The following is an 18,888-nucleotide window of genomic DNA, read 5'->3' as shown; positions in this document are numbered from 1 at the left end:
GGGACAACTAAGCAGAAATTGTTTCAGGTTAATTAAACTTCATCGCAGATCAAGGCTAAATCAGATGTATTGTTGATGTTAAGCTTTGTTTTTTGGTGTAGTAACTTGAGTCATGACACCAGAAGGATTATCAGCATCTAAACGCTGAATTTTTGCGTGTAAGTCAGAGTCATCACTGCTAACAATAGTTTCTAGATTGGCAATTCTTTGTTCTAATAGTTCTACCCCTTGATTAGAGAAGTAGTGAGGTTTTGATTTTTTCTCATCAGCACGCCATATAGCAAAAGTCCCAGCCGTTGCACCTCCTAGAGCAGCCAAAGGAATGATAGCACCACTCCGAGTTACAGCCGAAAGAGGTATACAAAGCGCGAGCATACCAACTGTAAGCCCCCAAATCTTTGTAGTAGCGGCTACTCTAATATCTTGAGACGCATCAATATATTCTGGCGATCGCTTACCCATAACTCACCTACGATGAATTACTTATTAGAGTGGCATAATTACTGAAAAAAATCTCTCCCACAATCGGGCTAAGTATAATTACTCTAGGTATTAAAATTCAGGAGTCTGAGACTAGTATTGTTTACTCAGTGATCCTCAACCCAGGCTATCTTCTGAAGGTAGAGTGGCAAATCTTTGTTTTAACAACATACCTTTTACCGATTTATTAGCACAAAGACTAACTGCATACTGAATTCGTAATCAATCCTATCAAAAACCCAGTTTTGCTTAGGTAAATACGAATCACAAATTATGCAGACTGTGCAAGCTTTATTGACCGCAGCTAAAGTTGATGGCGCTAAATCTCCTTACGATACTATCCACATCAAAGTTCTCTATCCTGCAAAAAATACAGATAGTAATTTAGAAAAAAGTTGGGGAATGTTACCGATTGATACGGCACAAGCCCCGCTCCCAGTGATGATTTTCTTTAATGGCTTTAACTGCGATGCCCAAAAATATCAATGGTTGGGTATAGAACTAGCCCAAACCGGACTAGTGGTAGTGATGTTTAACTGGGTTGGAGAAAGTCTTCCAGGACTGGTTAGCTTCACCCCTGGGTTTGAAATAGAAAAGCGAAAGCGGGAATTCTATGGTACTGCTCCCACCGCTTCAGCTTTGCCAGCAATACTAACCACACTAGCGCAGTTACAGCGTGAAGGTATTTTAGCTGGAACACTTGACCTAGAGAAAATTATCTTAGGTGGACACTCCGAAGGCGGTAGAGTGGCAATGGAGAATGCTAACCCCAACTTTTTCCCCCAAGTTGTAGCATCATTTGCCTACGGCTCACATACCGCCGGTGCAGTTATGTTGGGATATAAACCTAATACAATCTTGCCATTACCAGATACCCTGCCCCGACTGGTAATTGGTGGAACCCATGATGGAGTGATTGCCAGCAGTAGCTCTCACTTTGGTTTAAATACAAAAGATGCTACCACCCCAGTCATTCGTACCTTCCAAGAAGCAATTATGGGAGGACACGAGAACAGCTATTTACTAATTTTGCGAGGAGCAAATCATTTTTCCATCGTCGATATAGTTGACTCAACCTTAGCTCTACCCTTTAAAGACATTCCTGCCACTCAACCCCAAGAGCATTTTCGTTTATTGCTAGCCACAATCATCCATTTATTTATTGATGCTCATGTGCGCCACCAACCAGAAGCCTTCCAAAAGCTTGAGCAATTACTAATTGTCACTAATCCTTTGATACAATCCTTTGAGCGTAAGTGATTAGTTTTAATTTATTACAAATCATATGACAAACTCATCCCATATTTTTTTAGTTGGTGCTAGTCGCGGCGTTGGGAGAGAAATTGCCAACTACTTAAGGAGCCAAAATTTCCAAGTTACAGCACTTTTGAGAAATGAAACATCTCGTGCTGAACTAGAAGCAATAGGTGTTCAAGTTGTTTTGGGCGATGCTTTAAATGCCGGCGATGTAGAGCGGGCAATTTTAACCGATGTGCCTATCCATACCGTTATTAGCACCCTCGGTGGTCTACCCACAGACGCAGAAAAACCAGATTACCCTGGAAACAAGAATCTCATTGATGCGGCGCTCAAAGCCGGAGCGCAAAAATTTATCCTTGTCACTTCTATTGGTACAGGAAATAGTGTAGAAGCTCTTTCTCCCCAAGTGTTGGCAGTATTGGGGCCAGTTTTAGTAGAAAAAGATAAAGCCGAACAGCATTTAATTGCTAGTGGACTAACTTATACAATCATCCGTCCTGGAGGACTAAAATCAGAGCCATCCACAGGAAACGGCATATTAACTGAAGATACTAGAATTATAGGTAGTATCCATCGCGCTGATGTGGCACAGTTAGTTATACAGTGTTTAAAATCCGAGCGTGCTAATAATAAAATATTGTCAGCCGTAGACAAGGATCTGTTATTTACCAAAACAGATTTTATAGAGTTTAGTTTGGATTAACAAAAACGATAGATTCGACTTTAAGGATTGGTAATGGGTGATGGGTAATAGGTCATAATTTATTCCCAGTTCCCTATTACAAAATCTAGGAATTTGAGTTGAAAATTGTCCAAAAGCCGTGAAATAAAAGCTATGTCGAACTTATTTAATCAACTTTTCGGACGTTCTCCAGCAAAAATTAAAGCCAACGTAGAGATATACACTTGGCAAACCTGCCCCTACTGCATTCGTGCCAAATTGTTACTGTGGTGGAAAGGCGTACAATTTACAGAATATAAAATTGATGGCGACGAAGCAGCTAGAGCTAATATGGCAGAACGCGCCAACGGTCGTCGCACAGTACCGCAAATTTTCATCAATAACCAACACATCGGCGGTTGTGACGATCTTTATGAGCTAGATACAAAAGGTCAACTTGATCCCCTGCTAGTACAGCCAGCGTAATTAAGTAGGTCGGCGTAAATAATTATTGTTGGGATAAGGCAGGGAGCAGGGGGAGAAATATTTTCAGTGTTCTTTACTTTCATTCACACAGTTTGGTTTTATTGCACCGACTTACTTAAGTACTGAGGATACAATTATTTAATTTTGTATTTAATTTTGAATTTTGAATTTTGAATTGCCCACAGGAGTTGACTACCCCGAATATCTCATATACCGCCAATGGATGAGTCATGCCCTAGAACTAGCAAAGGTGGCAGGAGAGGCGGGTGAGATTCCCGTTGGCGCGGTAATTACTGATGCTAGTGGTCATTTGATAGCGGAAGGAGAAAATCGCAAGGAGCGAGACCAAGACCCAACAGCTCATGCGGAGATTGTGGCATTGAGGGCGGCTACTAAAATTTTACAAACTTGGCGACTCCATGAATGCACTTTGTACGTTACCCTAGAGCCTTGCCCAATGTGTGCTGGCGCTATCATACACTCGCGGTTAGGAAAGCTTGTCTATGGGGTGGACGATACCAAAACTGGCGCGATTCGGACTGTTTTAAATATTCCTGACAGTGCGGCTTCTAATCACCGCTTACAAGTTATCGGAGGTATTCTAGAATCAGCCTGTCGCCAGCATTTGCAAAACTGGTTTGTGAATCGACGGTTGCAAAACAAGTAACGGACAGACGTAAAACTGTCCAGCTGCTATGACACAAGTCACGGAAGAAAATCTACGGTGGAACTACGTCAATATCACACCCTACTTTTACCGGACAATTCGCAGCTACCAACATGATCGAATTTTTCTCTGTGTCTGATACTCACCAAACACAACCAACAAATAGGCTCGTCCATCCTCAGGTAGCTGTGACTACTTCGCGGGTTTCCCCTTGGTTGAGTCCTGTATTGTATTTTGTTGGTAATTATTTCTTACTACCATCATTTTTTGGGCGCATTTCCATTACTGGACAGGAAAATATTCCCAAGACAGGCCCTGTGATTTTGGCTCCAACTCATCGAGCCAGGTGGGATTCATTGCTCCTACCTTACGCAACCGGGCGTTACGTTACCGGTCGGGATTTAAAATTTATGGTGACTAAGACTGAATGTCGAGGTTTGCAAGGTTGGTTTGTACGGCGTATGGGTGGCTTTCCTATAGATACTCAACACCCTGCCGTTTCTACTCTACGCCACGCGGTAGAATTACTCCAACAAGGACAAATGTTAGTCATTTATCCAGAGGGCAATATTTTTCGGGATGGTAAATTGCATCCGCTCAAGTCAGGAATTTCCCGTCTAGCTTTAAGCGCGGAATCTAGTCACCCGGGATTGGGGGTGAAAATATTGCCCATTAGCATTAATTACAGTCAGCCTTATCCTTGTTGGGGTACAGATGTGAGTATTCACATTGGTTCGCCAATTAATGTCCAAGATTACACCAAGGGTAAAGTGAAGCAAAACGCTAAACGCCTTACAGAAGATTTAGCTAGGGATTTACAAAGCTTAAGTAATCCAGAACTAGCCTTCAGTCATCATGATGCCGCAGAAGTTAGCACTTCTCCCATAGTAAGCGTCAGCGACTCGACTGAGCGCTCGCCGAACGTCCGAGGGGGAGCAACGAGCAGGAAAAGAGAATTATTGACTATTGACTATTAACTAAATCCCTAATGTTAATTCCCAACTGTTGAGTCTGCCGATGTCTTGGGGTGAGTAGTCAATTATCCATAACTGCCAATTGCCTGTGGCTGATTGTGAGAGTAACTGTTTCAGGATAGGATGCGATCGCACTCCATAAGTTATTTGTAAATCAGTCCGATTTCCTAAGGTACGATTTTGCAATAGCACCTGCTGGTTATTAGGAGCGATTAAATAAATTTCTATATCGCCTAAAAAATCGTGAGTTAAATTAACGCCAACTTGAATATCTTTAACGCTGCTGCCATCGGCAACGGCGATTGTGCTTTTGATTCCTTGGATATTATTATCAGGAATCTCTAATCGATTAGAATTACTAAGTTTTACTTGTTTACTAGCATCTGATAGCGTGGTTCGTTGTTGGAATGCTACTTGTACTGCCCTAGCAGCATTGACCTTACCATAACCAAACCACTGAGAATAACCATTTTCATCATATTTGCCTTCACTTAACCCTAGTTGGGGGTCGGGGTCAGGGTCTACGATTTTATCTGCTGTTGTTTCTAAAATTCGTTTGACTTGTTGGGCTGTCAAATCGGGATTAACTGATAAAACTAGGGCTGCTACCCCCGCAACTACAGGTGTGGCGCTGGAAGTACCGCCAAAGTTACTAGTGAAGTTACCAGGGTCATAACCTGCGGCTCCTACTATATCGGTTGTGAGCATTCCTAACCCACTTAAGTTAGTTTTGATGCTTGGTTGCGTATACAAAAACCCCTTTTCTGGAAAAGACATTCCCGGTGAGGCATTGTTACTAGGCGCACATAGGGAAATGTTCAATCCCCAATTACTATAGGCGGCCTTTTTACTCATACTAGTAGATGCAGCGATCGTCATCACATCAGGATGTACGCCAAAACCATTTAACCAATCTGTCACACCTTGTAGAACATTACCCGGCCAATCTTGTTCATAAATAGCGCCACTAACTGGACGGTTGGCGTTACCAGCCGCGAATAGCACTACGCAACCTTTTCCATTACGTCCACGGGTAGCTGCCCTGGTAATAGCAGCCCGTTGACGCAATGATAAGGGGAAATACACAGCAGAAGCCCCCCAACTACAAGAAATCACACTGGCTCCTTTTTCCATAGCCCAGTTGAATATCTGCTCAATAGATTCGTCATCTAAAAAGCCAGTGGTACGAATGGGCATTAATGCACAACCAGGAGCAACTCCAACAATTCCTGCACCGTTTTCTTCTGCTAAGGCAATACCAGCACAAGCAGTACCATGACTGCGTTCTTTTTCACTAGGTAAAGGTAAAAAGTCATTTTCCCGCAAGTCTCTAGGGGCAACAATCTTACCACTACCTTGAAAATCTGGGTGATTTAAATCAAAGGAGTCATCCACCACAGCCACCACGACAGAACGGACACCGCGTGTAATGTCCCAAGCTTGTTCTACGGCGATATGGGAACTGGCAACCAATTCATTACCACCGTTGTGGTTGAGATACCATTGTTGGGGATAAAGGTTGTCGCTGGGTTTATAGTGGGTTTCCGTTTGTATTAACACATTCGGTTCAGCCGCCAAAACTTCTGGGATGCTTTGTAATTGATTAGCAATTTTGACGGGATTTTCTGTAGCTTGTTTGCTAACCAAAAATACAAACGCATTGGGTAAACCGGGAATTGGCTTGTCTTCAACTAGGTTGAATTGAGAGGCTATGAGGGTAATTTTGACAGCATCTAACTTAGGCGCAAACTGAATTGTAATTTGGTCGCTGAGATAAACAAATGTCCCAGGATTATCCTTAACGGTATAAGCATGACTAGCAAAAGCGACATTTTGGTTAGCGCGGGCTTGAGCGATCGCCTCCTCTATTTGGTTGGGCGCAACCTGGTATAGTTCTAATTGAGCTTGGGTAATACTGCTATGCCAAATACCCCAACTAATCTGAGATAATTGTTGCACAGGAAAATCGGTGACAAAACGGATGGTGAAGCGGTCTAAGGCCTTTTCGAGTATCAATTCTTCTCCACCCCGTTGCAAAACTAATCCTAAGTTGATTGCACCTGTGGTTGAAAAATCAGAAGGGTTATTTCGTTGATTACCGTAGGTATCGTTCATAGTAGCGATTATGGTTAATGCACGGGTTAGGGGAACTCAATTAAACCGATTTTCTGTCTAAATCAAAGAGACTCAGTACTTAGCTTCGCTTTGTTAAAAACGCAAACAGAGTTAAGATACCCGAAGTTTCCCTATATTGATCTGTTTCTTAATAGTTGTTGCACAAATTGATCCCATGAACTTCGCGGAACCTGCTTCTGTAATTCGTTTGACTTCCCTCTCGGTGATAGCAGCCCTTGGTCTGCTTGCACCTGTGAATGCTCAAAACCCACAGCCTATTGACCCCAATAGTCCAAATAACCTGCGTCCTACAGCTCAAAATAACAGCGTGTTGAGCATCGAAGGTGGAGAACGTTTAATGAAAGAAGCAGAACAAGCGGTTGCTGCTCAAAACTATACCTTAGCTGCCAAAAAACTCCAAGAAGCACGTCAGGTATATAATCAGTTATCGAATTTTTATCAAGATTTAAACTCTAGTTTTTCGGGAATTGACAATAGAGTTTCTGATTCTCAACGTCAAAGAGCTTTATTAACAGCTCAAAAGCGAGATGAAGCAACCTATCAGTTAGCATTGGTACATCGCGCCCAAAACCAGGCAGAATTGGCCGTACCCTTATTGGTGCAAATTATTAGAAGTCAAAATCCAACGCGAGATTTAGGGAAGAAAGCTTATCAGCAGTTGTTTGAGTTAGGTTTTGTTGATGCACCTTTTCCCCGACAAGGTGGTAATCCAGCATCCTCATCACAGAAATAAATAATTAAGTTCCTATTGTATTTCTATTGCTCCCCTCCTGCTTGTTGGCTGTGACAAAGTGCCAAAATGGTAGGATGGGATTTTTTATATCTATTACCAATTTTAAAAATTTTTGCAACACATAATATAGCTGTTGACGGTTGACGGTTGACAGACTTGAAAGCCTTTTATTGTCCTAATCTATCTGGCTACGGCTATATATCTAAAGGAATTACATTTGATTATTGTTGGCGTAGGGTGGGCAATGCCCACCGTATCATTGTTGTGGTGGGCATTGCCCACCCTAAATATGTATATTTAAGAAATTAAATACGGCTCTCCCAGAGTGGTTATGATAAATTAATAATAAAAACAGGCTAAGACTCCTGTTATAGCAAGGTTGTAGTAATACAAAATTAAAGTTTTAATAAAAATACGCTTTATTTATTCGAATTCCATGCTATGTAATAATTTAAGCTGGTATTAAGTATTAATTTAACATAGCTAGTCTAGGAGAGCCTTAAATACTATAGGAATCCTATTTGATTTGTGAACAAGACCAAGAGATAATACGGAGAGGGATAAAAGTCTAATAGTAAACAATGAAAAGTCAGCATTTACAAGCTACTACACTTGCGGGGGAAGTATCGCAGCAATATTTAAAAGAGGAAACTGCACTGAATGCGATTGCTGAATTACAAGATTTTATAGATATGTGTCCAGATGCGCGTGAAGTAAGGAAAGCATTGGCAGTCAAGCTAGTTTATCAAGGTTACTTGTATGATGAAATCCAAAAAATTTTAGACGTATCGCGAGGGTCAATCACAGGCTGGAAGCAAGCCTATGAAGAAACTGGAATTGACGGACTGCGACTAAACTACAAAGGGAGAAAGAGCTATCTGAATGCTAAACAACTCCAAGAGGTGTTGAGCTGGCTACAAACAAAAGATTGTTGGGAGCTTGGGGAACTAGAGTATCAACTAGCTTTTGAGTATGACGTAGTTTATGAGTCAAAGCAAAGCTACTACGACTTGTTCTCCGAAGCAGGAATCAGTTGGAAGAAAACCACAAAGGTAAATCCGAAAGCCGATGAGAATGCTGTTGCAGAAAAAAAAAAGAGATTGAAACATTGCTGGCAAATAACCGAGAAGAAATCGAAACAGGAAAGTTAAGAGTATTGTTAATTGATGAGTGTCATTTAATGTGGGGAGATTTAAGTGGTTATGTATGGGGAAAAAGTGACCAAGAAATCGCAGTCCCAGTTGTCAACGAGCGAGATAAGCAGACATACTATGGGGCAGTTGACTATCTCCTTGGAGAATTAGTTCTCAAAGCTTATGATGCTGGAAACTCAAAAAATACTATCAACTACCTAGAATACTTACTAGCTAACTCTCCCGACCAGCGATTACTAATTTTTTGGGATGGGGCTAGCTACCACCGTTCCAAGGAAATTAGAGGTTTCTTGGACTCTGTTAATCAAAGCTTACCAACCGAGCAATGGAAAATACACTGTGTCCGTTTTGCCCCTAATTGCCCAGTACAAAATCCGATAGAGGATATTTGGTTACAAGCCAAAACATGGGTTAGACGTTTTTGTGCTTTAATTCCTTCATTTTCACATTTAAAGTGGATATTTGAGTGGTTTATTAGACACACTACCTTTGATTTTGACACTCTACAGATGTACGGAACTTATTCAAAAATCAAATAGGATTCCTATAGCCCTATATAGCGACTAAAAAAGCGCTCTTCCATGCAAATTGGAAGGGCGCTTTTTTAGTTAACTAAAACTGAAGATTAACCGTTGATAGCAGGAGCGGTTAACGCAACAGGAGCAACTTCACCAGCAGCTAAGTCTAGAGGGAAGTTGTGAGCGTTACGCTCGTGCATTACTTCCATACCCAAGTTAGCGCGGTTGATGATGTCAGCCCAGGTATTGATTACACGACCTTGTGAGTCGATGATGGATTGGTTGAAGTTAAAACCGTTCAAGTTGAACGCCATTGTGCTTACGCCCAACGCGGTAAACCAGATACCGATTACAGGCCATGCAGCTAGGAAGAAGTGCAGTTGGCGGCTGTTGTTAAAGGAAGCGTATTGGAAGATCAAACGACCGAAGTAGCCGTGCGCTGCAACGATGTTGTAGGTTTCTTCTTCTTGACCGAATTTGTAACCGTAGTTCTGAGATTCGATTTCGGTTGTTTCACGAACCAAGGAGGAAGTTACCAAAGAACCGTGCATTGCAGAGAACAAGGAACCACCGAATACACCAGCTACACCCAACATGTGGAAGGGGTGCATCAGGATGTTGTGTTCTGCTTGGAACACGATCATGAAGTTGAAGGTGCCGGAGATACCCAAGGGCATACCATCAGAGAAGGAACCTTGTCCGATGGGGTAGATCAAGAATACTGCTGTAGCAGATGCCAAAGGTGCAGAGTAAGCTACGCAGATCCAAGGACGCATACCTAAACGGTAAGACAATTCCCACTGACGACCGAGGTAGCAAGCGCATCCGATCAAGAAGTGGAAAATTACCAATTGGTAAGGGCCACCGTTGTACAACCACTCATCTAAGGAAGCTGCTTCCCAGATGGGGTAGAAGTGCAAACCAATAGCGTTGGAGGAAGGAACAACTGCACCAGAGATGATGTTGTTTCCGTAGATCAAGGAACCTGCTACTGGTTCACGGATACCATCAATGTCTACTGGAGGTGCAGCAACGAAAGCGATGATGAAGCAGACGGTAGCGGCTAGCAGGGTAGGAATCATCAACACGCCGAACCAACCAACATAAATGCGGTTTTCGGTGCTGGTGATCCATGTGCAGAACCGTTCCCATACGTTAGCGCTACTACGCTGTTGTAAGGTTGTGGTCATTTTTTTATGATTGCTTTGGATTTGTGCAGATTAATTCAGACGCTTTTTTTAGACTTGCGCCTGTCTCATAAAATTTACATGAATTCACGCAAATTTACTAGACTAAAAACCCATGAATTAATAATTCTTAATGTTAATTATTCCCCCTATCTTTGGGAATCCTTGTATTTCCTTGGTTTGAAAGTTAATCAACTATAGATATCAGTAAGCTTGTGAGATTAAATCAACATTTATTAATTAATGTAAACCAATATATTGAGTAATGTAAAGCAATAGCAGCTGATTTTTTTAGTAAGAAGCTCAAGTCCTTTATTGGGACTAAATTATTGACTATAAATCTTTACTTATTTACGCCGTTTTATTGAGAAAACTATTAAAAATCAAAGTAAATATAAGGAAGGCTGCCTTCAGGGGCGAATAACCAAACAGCGTAGAGGCATAGAGGTACAAAGACGAGTTTGAGAGGCCAGTTTAGCTCTAGTTTCAGCTTGCCTTTGAAGGCATAGGTTATACCCATGAGAGTAAATAAAGCCAGAAGGATGGCAGAAACTTGAGATTGGCTAGTATTTAAGGCTTCTATGTAGACCTTTTGTGCAAATTGGGCATCCGCAGAGTGACCCCAGAGGCGCTGAATAACTAGAGAAGATTCTGGCAGATTAGGCAGACGGAACCAAATCCAAGAAGTGAAAACCATCCATTGAGTTAATAGCCAAGCCACAACTACCCCTAAAGGATTTTGCCAGAATAGCTCTAACTTTTCGTAGCGATCGCTCATCAAATCGGTCAGTCGATGAACCACTAAAGCTAAACCATGATACATCCCCCAAACCACGAAGCCCCAGGCGGAACCGTGCCAAATCCCGGCGATTAGCATAATCAAGAACAAATTCCCGCAGGTACGAGTTAAACCTTGACGAGAACCACCCAAAGGAAAGTAGACATAATTCCGCAACCAATCGCCTAAAGTCATGTGCCAACGCCGCCAAAATTCGGCAATGCTGGTGGTGAAATAGGGAAAATCAAAGTTTTCTGGTAGCACTAAACCAAATAGCAAGGCAGTACCACGGGCGATATCTACGTAACCATTAAAATCCAAATACAACTGCAAACCATAAGCGAAAGTAGCTAGCCAAAGATCAGTACTACCAGCCCGTGGCAAATTACCGAAACACAAATCCACAAAAATTCCTAGCCTGTCTGCCAAAATCCCTTTTTTGACAGCACCCCTAGCAATTAACCATAATGCCTCTGATACCCTATCAGCAGTGGGCAACTCTAATGTATTGAATTGATTTGCTAGGTTGTGATAGCGGGTAATTGGGCCAGAAATTAATTTCGCAAAAAATAATTTATAGGTAGCGAATTGGAGAAAATTATTAGTTGCAGGCGCACCACGATAAACATCTATTAAATAAGCAATACATTCAAATGTAAAAAATGAAATTCCTAAAGGTGCAATGATTTTCCAAGATGATTCTGATGGGTTAACGGGGAAATCAAAAATTAACTGCAAGAAACTATTAATATACTTAAATCCGAGTAATAATAGAACATTTAAGACCACACCTAGCCACAATAAGTTTAGCCGTTTACGGTTCCAATCCACTTGAGCAAATTGCCATTCTTCATTAGAAATTTGCCAGTTGAGGTTATGTTGTCCTGGTGAGGTATTTTTACCAATTTCTCGCCCTAAGCGGAAGTTAATAAATGTGAGTGTTAATAACAGTGGTATGTATTGGATACTCAGGGACGAGTAAAACACCAGGCTAGCAATCAATAAAGTCCACAACCGCAGTTTTTGACGACCTACAGACCAATAAATTCCTAACGTACTTAACAAGAAAAGCCCATACAAAATAGATATAAAGTTCATGGTTTAGTCAGTTGTCGGTTGTCAGTTGTTGGTTGTCGTTAGTCCGTAGTTATTCTTCTTTGCTTCCCCTACACCCCCCTGCCCCTCTTCTACTTCGTTGGCCAGGAAATCATCGGGTCATTTGCTAGTTTTTTGGATACTTCATAAGCACCAAAACGATTAAGGTGGCTGGGGTCTGAAAAATAATCATTGGCTTTTGTCCACAGTTCGCTTAAATCTCGATAGATAAAGTTAGGATTTGTGGCTAAAGCTAACATATATTGCTGAAATTCTTGCTCATATTTTTTACGTACTGGGTCTAAATATTCTGCTGTCAGAGGCATATTGACAAAGACTAAAGAAATATTTTGCGATTGGGTAAATTGCAAAACATCTCGGAAGGCGGCATCTTGTATACCACCTACTTGAAATGATTTATAATCATTGTCGTAATTACCTGTAACTTTAGGATGTTTTTGATAGTATCTAGCTGGATGAAAGCGCACAGATAAAGCTAGGAAACCATCAAAATCAACAGCTTGCAAATTATTACTATCTTCGGCATTATCTACTGTGGACTGTGTTGGTGATGTGGCTTCTGGTAACTTGCTACTAAATATAGGTAAAGACGCTAGTTTATTTTGCAATAATGTTTTGACTTGTTCGCGGTTTTGATAGGTGACAGAAACAGCCGCCAAACCTTGGTTTAACCACAAATTTACAGCTTGATAGCTATTCATTTCTGGCTTGGGTGGTTTTTTCACCTCTTCAGTCGGCTTTTCAGGAGTTTTTGCTGATTCATCGCTACTGGAGGCTGTCTGGGCTTTCTGCAAAATATCTTGATAGCCTGGGGAATTAGCGATCGCTCTAAATGTTAAATCCTCTCGTCCACTATTAAACGCACGGGAACCATCAGCCCAAATAATAATTTTTGGTAGTTCCGATGGTTGCAAAACTTGGCGAACCACAAAGTCTACAACTTGGGCGGTGGCTCCGTTAATGCCAAAGTTAAATACATCTACTTTGGGATAACCTTGCAGTGCTAAAGCTTTAGATAAAGCCATCGGATCAACTCCCCTCAGGGCGCGGGAGGAACCAATAATCAACACATCCGGCGCTTTACCGTTTCTGGCGATGCGTTGTTTATATAAAGCCAATTGCTCATCTAATTGCCTCACATTAAAGCTGGGCATTTGCGATCGCGCTGCCAATAAAATAGCTGTGGCTGTGCCTTTTTCTCTTAGTGGTGCGGCTTTTAAGTTTCTGGATTGATTATCATCTTGAGTGAAGCCAGAAGGATTGAATACACCTCCCCTCTGCTGAGAACTGGTGGTGAAAAATGCTGTTCTCTGATTTTGGTTATTTTCATAGTCAGATATTGGCTCAGAGGGTGATGGTTGGGAGATACTAGCCGCCTGAGTTGTACTGGGCATAGTGCGAGTTACAATCACACCTAAAATCCAATCTGTTTGCAGGGTGAGCAATAAGCCCAAAGTACCCCAAACTAAAGCAACCTTGACTCCTTGGTTATCAGTAAATTGGTTTGTCGGCTGACCGCTTTCGGTAAATAACTGGGTGTTAAGAAACCACTTTCTCAGCGTGGTAGTTGTGGTTGTTACCCAATCTCGCGCCACTTCCGAGACAAAATTTTGGACTTCCTCTGTGGTGACCTCAGAACGTAAAATTGGTTCGTCGTCTTCTTTGGTAATGAGTTCGTTGACGTATTCGGAAGTAGCGGCAAATTCTGGGGTGGCTTCGGGAACTAAGCGCTGGCGGTGGACTAAATCTACACCATAATGCCAAAAGGGTTCCTTATTACCCGCACGACGACCATAAACCCGCACGCCAGCAGTCCCCGCCAAATTTAATTGACGCAAAAACTGGATAACTTTTGGTGCTACTTGTTTGCGGCTGGGACAAACAGGTGCATCACACATGATGTGGAGTAAATCCCCTTTCCGCAGCAAGAGTACCCGCAGACCGCCTGTTTTTAACTTGCGGTCTAAGTCTGGGTTGAGGAGGCGTTCTAGGAGGAAAATAATTGCAGGTTCATCACCAGTAATAGCTAAGTCAAAAGCGGAGGTAGCCAAGGCTGGATGTTCACTGGCGGGTAACTTCAGCCAATCAATCCATTCTGGCTGTTTGTCATTGATTTTCTGCCCGTAAACCGTAGCCGCGAGGATACCTTGGGGGGCGATCGCTTCTAGTTGGGAGGAAATTTTCTCGACGCAAGTTGTCTTGTCTGGTGCTGGGGAATCTGGCGATGAATTAGCAGTTGGTTCACAAAATATATGTAGGGTGGATTCCTGCAAGGAAACCTGCACAGTTACAAGTAACTCTGATAATGCGGCCGTGAGTAGACGGGCGATCGCTTGCACATCTCCCCACCTAGCCCATTCCTTCAGCATCACCTCCGGTGGTGTCAAGTCAATCCTTAACAACCAATCAGGGTTTGTCTCACCACTAACTTGAGAAACAATAACAGCATCCCGGTAGCCAGCCAACTTCAATTGGCGTAATTTCTGGGCTACGGGTTCGGCTAATAATGAAGGGTCAGGACTATAAGCAGACTGGCAAAATATCCACAGGCGATTAAATACATCAGAATTACCATCTTCAGGCTGATGCTGCTTCACTTGCACCTGCACCGCCACACCCATCGCACTCAAGGTTTCGCTGAGATAACGGGCTATGGCGTTGGCATCGCCTCGACGTGCCAAACTCTCATTAGAGAGAATCATTGCCCCACCAGGGGCTTTAGCTGCGTCTTCTAGCAGGGCTTGTTCCACCTGTTCCAGATGGCGTTCCAACTGGTTTAAGTGGACTTTGTGACACCATTGGGGGCGGTACTCCCCTTTTTTTCGCCCGTAGACAAATACTTGGTATATTGAGGGTTGTTCGTTGCTGGTGAGGACATCTAAATCTGTTTGCTGTAGCGCATGAAGCAAATCAGAGAGAGTGCGCCAGCGTTGAGGACATTCTAAACCTTCACAAAGAATATGAAGGTCATTTCCCCGTAACCGGACTTTCACCCCGAAAGTATTTATCCCCGTTGCTTGGCTGACCCATTGCAATAAGGATTGCTGGCTATCTAGTAGGACTGTTTTCATGGGCAGTTAACTTTACAAGAAGCGAATGTTGGGGGGTAGTGCCTGCACTTGTAAACTAAAACCATAGGTCTATCACATTTTGAAGTTTTCTGTTAACAATTTCGTTACCATCTCGGCTTGCTAAATAGGACAAGATAGTCTTATACAGTTACAAGTCATACAGATTTTGAGTTTTGCGTTTTATTCTACTCGCTGGCTAATCATTAAGGACAAGCAATGCCTCCTATTACCCAACAGTCCACACCAACCCCCGGATTAAATTTGGTTTTGTTTAGCATTCCCCAATCTCTCCTCTTAGAAATAGGTACAGCGTCTATACTACTGCTGCTGACCACTGGACAAGTCACCGTAAAAGCCCTGGAATCCTTAGGCCAAGCCAGTGAAGAATTATTTCGCGGCGATCGCCTGCCTATTTTACCCTTCCCTGATGACGATGAATCAACCAATTAAAGTTTAAAAATATACTTCAAAAATATGCTCACATAAGTAGATAAGAGCATAAGTTACCAAAAATCAATCTGTTAAACAGTAATTGGCTTTACAAGAGAAGCAAGTATGGGTTCTGTTTTATACTCTTTATCTGAATCTGCTAATTTATATCCAGCATCGGAATTATTCTTGCGTCATCGTCTCCAAATAGTAGAAGAACTGTGGGAGTCGGTACTGCGGCAAGAATGCGGCCAAAATATGGTGGATTTGTTACGGCAGTTGCGTGATTTGTGTTCACCAGAAGGGCAAGCCACAAAAGACCAAGCAGTTTCTGCTGTCAAGTTAATTGAACAGTTGAATATTAATGAAGCCATTCGGGCAGCTAGGGCTTTTGCTTTGTATTTTCAGCTGATCAACATCATAGAGCAGGAATATGAGCAAAGGCAGCAATTAACTCGCTATTCTGACTTAGAAGCGGAAACAGCACCCCTAAATGGTTCCGAAAACATTACCTCATCCTCTAACCACAACGAAGATGATGTTATTTTCAACCGGGGTTTAGGGACTGATTTCTTAGGAAAAAATTGGACTAATCGTGGACAAGGGAAACAAAAAGGTACTTTTGCAGCGTTATTTCCCTTATTGTCTAAATTGAATGTCCCACCCCAACAAATTCAACGCCTGATTTCCCAACTAGATGTCCGTTTGGTATTCACTGCCCACCCAACGGAAATTGTCCGCCACACCATTCGGGACAAACAACGGCAAGTAGTAGATTTGTTGCAACAACTCGATGAGGTGGAAAATCGAGCTAAGGACGGCGGCGGCTATCCTTGGGAAGCGGGGGAAATTCGGGAAAAATTGCTAGAAGAAATTCGCTTGTGGTGGCGTACAGACGAACTCCACCAGTTTAAGCCCACTGTGCTGGATGAAGTGGATTATGCTTTGCATTACTTCCAAGAAGTTTTATTTGATGGGATTCCCCAACTGTATAAGCGTTTCAAATACGCCCTAAATCAAACTTTCTCCTGGTTAGAACCACCAAGCAAAGATTTCTGTTCCTTTGGTTCTTGGGTAGGTTCAGACAGAGATGGTAATCCATCGGTAACACCGGAAATTACCTGGCAGACAGCTTGTTATCAGCGCAAAATGGTGCTGGAAAGATATATCAAGTCTGTCACCCAATTGATTGAATTATTAAGTATCTCCATGCACTGGAGTGACGTTTTACCAGACTTATTGGAATCCTTGGAGTTAGATCAGTCCCAGTTAAGTGAAGTATACGATGCTCTGGCGCTGAGATATCGCCAAGAACCCTATCGTCTCAAACTAGCTTACGTCCTCAAGCGCCTGGAAAATACCCGCGATCGCAATTTAGCTTTATATAAAGGTGAAACCCCCACAAATGAAGATAGCCCCATGTATCGTTCGGGGTCGGAATTTTTGGCGGAACTGCGATTAATTCAGCATAACTTGACGGAAACAGGTTTAAGCTGCCGAGAATTGGATAATTTGATCTGTCAAGTGGAAATTTTTGACTTTAACCTGACAAAATTAGACATCCGTCAAGAATCCACCAGACATTCGGACGCGTTAAACGAGATTCTCGACTATCTCCAATTATTACCCCAGCCATACAACGACCTCTCCGAAGAACAGCGAGTTGCTTGGCTAACAACCGAACTGCAAACCCGTCGCCCATTAATTTCGTCAGAACTACCATTCTCTGACAAAACTAATGATGTCATTAAAACTTTCCGCGTAGTGCGATCGCTCCAACAAGAATTTGGCATTAATATCTGCCAAACTTACATCATTAGTATGTGTCGTCAAGTCAGCGATGTCTTAGAAGTTTTGCTTCTAGCCAAAGAAGCCAGACTTTTTGACCCAGCGATCGCCGTCGGTACAATTCAGGTTGTACCATTATTTGAGACTGTCGAAGATTTACAACGTTCTCGCAGCGTCATGCGACAGTTATTTGAATTACCTCTATACCGCGCTTTGCTAGCTGGTGGTTACAAAAATACCGAAGTAAAAGTACCGAATACTGAGCTAACACCCCAATCCCCAGCCCCCAGTCCCCAGTCCGTACTCACCCCCGACTTACAAGAAGTCATGCTGGGATATTCCGACAGCAACAAAGACTCCGGCTTCTTGAGTAGCAATTGGGAAATTCATAAAGCCCAAAAATCATTACAGCAAATCGCCGAAGAATATGGCGTAAATTTGCGGATTTTCCACGGGCGCGGCGGTTCTGTAGGACGAGGCGGCGGCCCAGCCCACGAGGCGATTTTGGCTCAACCAGGACACAGCATCAACGGGCGGATTAAAATTACCGAACAAGGGGAAGTATTAGCCTCCAAGTACTCCTTGCTAGATTTAGCCCTGTACAACTTGGAAACCATCACCACGGCGGTGATTCAAGCCAGCCTCCTGCGAACTGGGTTTGATGATATCGAACCTTGGAACGAAATTATGGAAGAATTAGCAGCGCGATCGCGGCAACATTATCGTGGTTTAATTTACGAACAGCCTGATTTCATTGACTTTTTCCACCAAGTCACACCCATTGAAGAAATCAGTCAACTACAAATTAGTTCTCGTCCCGCCCGTCGTCCTTCTGGTAAGAAAGATTTAAGCAGTCTCCGCGCCATTCCTTGGGTATTTAGCTGGACACAAACACGATTCTTACTACCTTCTTGGTACGGTGTCGGTACAGCTTTACAAGAATTTTTCAACGAAGAACCAGAAGAACATCTCAAATTGATGCGCTACTTTTATGTCAAGTGGCCTTTCTTCAAGATGGTGATTTCTAAAGTAGAAATGACCTTGGCGAAAGTAGATATGCAAATGGCTGGTCACTACGTACAAGAATTGTCTGACCCTGAAGACAAACCCCGGTTTGAGAAAGTATTTGAGCAAATCGCCAACGAATATTATCTCACCAGAGATTTAGTCTTAAAAATCACCGACCACGGTCGGCTTTTAGATGGTGATCCTGTACTCCAGCGTTCTGTACAGTTACGCAATGGTACAATCGTCCCACTAGGGTTTATCCAAGTTTCCCTCCTCAAGCGCCTACGCCAGTCCAAAAATAATACTGCAACCTCTGGTGTCATTCACTCTCGTTACAGTAAGGGAGAATTATTGCGCGGCGCACTGTTAACCATTAATGGTATTGCCGCAGGGATGAGAAATACAGGTTGATTTGTGAGTTGTCAGTAGTTAGTGGTCAGTG

The 18,888-nt window shown here is 42.6% G+C and carries 14 protein-coding genes; 9 read left to right on the top strand and 5 right to left on the bottom strand.

The window, feature by feature from the left end; all coding sequences use genetic code 11:
* Window positions 1–78 precede the first annotated feature (78 nt).
* The gene (locus ACN222_RS24340; protein ID WP_010999002.1) at window positions 79–462 is read right to left on the bottom strand and encodes a hypothetical protein; all 384 of its coding nucleotides are present in this window, start codon (window positions 460–462) and stop codon (window positions 79–81) included.
* A 291-nt stretch (window positions 463–753) separates the two neighbouring features.
* Between ACN222_RS24340 and ACN222_RS24335 the strand changes: the two genes are divergently transcribed.
* The 5 genes from ACN222_RS24335 (at window position 754) to ACN222_RS24315 (ending at window position 4,531) form a co-directional block, all read left to right on the top strand.
* A complete protein-coding gene (locus tag ACN222_RS24335; protein WP_010999001.1) occupies window positions 754–1,740 on the top strand; it encodes an alpha/beta hydrolase family protein in 987 nt (328 codons plus the stop codon).
* A 25-nt stretch (window positions 1,741–1,765) separates the two neighbouring features.
* Window positions 1,766–2,443 carry an SDR family oxidoreductase gene (locus ACN222_RS24330; protein WP_010999000.1) on the top strand — a complete coding sequence of 226 codons (678 nt, stop codon included), beginning with the start codon at window positions 1,766–1,768 and terminating at the stop codon, window positions 2,441–2,443.
* Between the two features lie 132 nt (window positions 2,444–2,575).
* A complete protein-coding gene (gene grxC, locus ACN222_RS24325) occupies window positions 2,576–2,887 on the top strand; it encodes a glutaredoxin 3 (protein WP_010998999.1) in 312 nt (103 codons plus the stop codon).
* Window positions 2,888–3,110: 223 nt separating this feature from the next.
* Complete coding sequence (gene tadA / locus ACN222_RS24320) at window positions 3,111–3,554, top strand: tRNA adenosine(34) deaminase TadA (RefSeq protein ID WP_010998998.1); 444 nt, start codon at window positions 3,111–3,113, stop codon at window positions 3,552–3,554.
* Between the two features lie 113 nt (window positions 3,555–3,667).
* Window positions 3,668–4,531, top strand: a complete 864-nt coding sequence (locus ACN222_RS24315; protein ID WP_010998997.1) for a lysophospholipid acyltransferase family protein — start codon at window positions 3,668–3,670, stop codon at window positions 4,529–4,531.
* On the opposite strand, the gene ACN222_RS24310 is transcribed toward ACN222_RS24315, so the two are convergent.
* Window positions 4,532–6,643 carry a S8 family serine peptidase gene (locus tag ACN222_RS24310; RefSeq protein ID WP_010998996.1) on the bottom strand — a complete coding sequence of 704 codons (2,112 nt, stop codon included), beginning with the start codon at window positions 6,641–6,643 and terminating at the stop codon, window positions 4,532–4,534.
* Between the two features lie 175 nt (window positions 6,644–6,818).
* Between ACN222_RS24310 and ACN222_RS24305 the strand changes: the two genes are divergently transcribed.
* A complete protein-coding gene (locus tag ACN222_RS24305; RefSeq protein ID WP_010998995.1) occupies window positions 6,819–7,397 on the top strand; it encodes a hypothetical protein in 579 nt (192 codons plus the stop codon).
* A 581-nt stretch (window positions 7,398–7,978) separates the two neighbouring features.
* Window positions 7,979–9,090 (top strand): IS630-like element IS895 family transposase gene (locus ACN222_RS24300; RefSeq protein WP_096637129.1). Its coding sequence is split into 2 segments (ribosomal slippage): window positions 7,979–8,483 and window positions 8,483–9,090, totalling 1,113 coding nucleotides; the frame shifts between segments, so codons are not numbered across the junction.
* An 86-nt stretch (window positions 9,091–9,176) separates the two neighbouring features.
* Here the strand turns inward: ACN222_RS24300 and psbA are convergent.
* From psbA to ACN222_RS24285, 3 genes are all read right to left on the bottom strand, one after another.
* Window positions 9,177–10,259 carry a photosystem II q(b) protein gene (gene psbA, locus ACN222_RS24295; protein ID WP_010998994.1) on the bottom strand — a complete coding sequence of 361 codons (1,083 nt, stop codon included), beginning with the start codon at window positions 10,257–10,259 and terminating at the stop codon, window positions 9,177–9,179.
* A gap of 373 nt (window positions 10,260–10,632) precedes the next feature.
* The gene (locus tag ACN222_RS24290) at window positions 10,633–12,132 is read right to left on the bottom strand and encodes an MBOAT family O-acyltransferase (protein WP_010998992.1); all 1,500 of its coding nucleotides are present in this window, start codon (window positions 12,130–12,132) and stop codon (window positions 10,633–10,635) included.
* Window positions 12,133–12,221: 89 nt separating this feature from the next.
* Window positions 12,222–15,221, bottom strand: coding sequence for a DUF1574 family protein (locus ACN222_RS24285; protein WP_010998991.1), 3,000 nt, complete (start codon window positions 15,219–15,221; stop codon window positions 12,222–12,224).
* Window positions 15,222–15,437: 216 nt separating this feature from the next.
* Here ACN222_RS24285 and ACN222_RS24280 point away from each other — a divergent pair, with 216 nt between their 5' ends.
* Both ACN222_RS24280 and ppc read left to right on the top strand, forming a co-directional pair.
* Window positions 15,438–15,671 carry a hypothetical protein gene (locus tag ACN222_RS24280; protein WP_010998990.1) on the top strand — a complete coding sequence of 78 codons (234 nt, stop codon included), beginning with the start codon at window positions 15,438–15,440 and terminating at the stop codon, window positions 15,669–15,671.
* Between the two features lie 105 nt (window positions 15,672–15,776).
* Window positions 15,777–18,857: a phosphoenolpyruvate carboxylase gene (gene ppc, locus ACN222_RS24275; RefSeq protein WP_010998989.1), complete on the top strand. Its 3,081-nt coding sequence runs from the start codon at window positions 15,777–15,779 to the stop codon at window positions 18,855–18,857.
* Window positions 18,858–18,888 lie beyond the last annotated feature (31 nt).

The sequence above is a fragment of the Anabaena sp. FACHB-595 genome (assembly GCF_048568275.1).
Lineage (GTDB): Bacteria > Cyanobacteriota > Cyanobacteriia > Cyanobacteriales > Nostocaceae > Trichormus.
Note: the sequence above shows the minus strand (reverse complement) of the source record. Positions and strands in the feature narration are given on the sequence as shown.

Coding starts and splice junctions, on each gene's coding strand:
- ACN222_RS24340 (WP_010999002.1), bottom strand. CDS start 462: ATGGGTAAGCGATCGCCAGAATATATTGATGCGTCTCAAGATATTAGA.
- ACN222_RS24335 (WP_010999001.1), top strand. CDS start 754: ATGCAGACTGTGCAAGCTTTATTGACCGCAGCTAAAGTTGATGGCGCT.
- ACN222_RS24330 (WP_010999000.1), top strand. CDS start 1,766: ATGACAAACTCATCCCATATTTTTTTAGTTGGTGCTAGTCGCGGCGTT.
- grxC (WP_010998999.1), top strand. CDS start 2,576: ATGTCGAACTTATTTAATCAACTTTTCGGACGTTCTCCAGCAAAAATT.
- tadA (WP_010998998.1), top strand. CDS start 3,111: ATGAGTCATGCCCTAGAACTAGCAAAGGTGGCAGGAGAGGCGGGTGAG.
- ACN222_RS24315 (WP_010998997.1), top strand. CDS start 3,668: ATGATCGAATTTTTCTCTGTGTCTGATACTCACCAAACACAACCAACA.
- ACN222_RS24310 (WP_010998996.1), bottom strand. CDS start 6,643: ATGAACGATACCTACGGTAATCAACGAAATAACCCTTCTGATTTTTCA.
- ACN222_RS24305 (WP_010998995.1), top strand. CDS start 6,819: ATGAACTTCGCGGAACCTGCTTCTGTAATTCGTTTGACTTCCCTCTCG.
- psbA (WP_010998994.1), bottom strand. CDS start 10,259: ATGACCACAACCTTACAACAGCGTAGTAGCGCTAACGTATGGGAACGG.
- ACN222_RS24290 (WP_010998992.1), bottom strand. CDS start 12,132: ATGAACTTTATATCTATTTTGTATGGGCTTTTCTTGTTAAGTACGTTA.
- ACN222_RS24285 (WP_010998991.1), bottom strand. CDS start 15,221: ATGAAAACAGTCCTACTAGATAGCCAGCAATCCTTATTGCAATGGGTC.
- ACN222_RS24280 (WP_010998990.1), top strand. CDS start 15,438: ATGCCTCCTATTACCCAACAGTCCACACCAACCCCCGGATTAAATTTG.
- ppc (WP_010998989.1), top strand. CDS start 15,777: ATGGGTTCTGTTTTATACTCTTTATCTGAATCTGCTAATTTATATCCA.